Genomic DNA, 255 nt, shown 5'->3' with positions numbered 1-255 from the left:
AGCAGATTTAGACTGGCTCTTTTTTCCCTGCTTCTTATTGCCCTGCTTCATTTGTTGAGAGGCATTCTTCATCTCTTTATCGATTCCCTCTTTTTTATCACCTGTAGAAAGCTCATCCATATCGAGTTCTTGAGCTTTCTTTTCAGTTTCATCTAGCTTCTTCTTGAAATCATCAAACTCTTTGTTCAGGGAGTCTTGTTTAGCAGCATTTTCTTCAGGAGAGCTTTTGTCATCATTTTGAAGTTTCTCCTGTTC

1 protein-coding gene is annotated in these 255 nt (G+C 38.4%); it reads right to left on the bottom strand.

Annotation, left to right across the window (positions count from 1 at the left end; all coding sequences use genetic code 11):
• The coding region (locus R0J92_RS24730; protein WP_411053632.1) for a hypothetical protein at window positions 1-255 on the bottom strand (255 nt) is incomplete at both ends.

Source organism: Tritonibacter sp. SIMBA_163 (assembly GCF_046535935.1).
GTDB classification, from domain to species: Bacteria; Pseudomonadota; Alphaproteobacteria; order Rhodobacterales; family Rhodobacteraceae; genus Epibacterium; species Epibacterium scottomollicae.
This window is presented reverse-complemented; position numbering and strand designations above follow the sequence as displayed.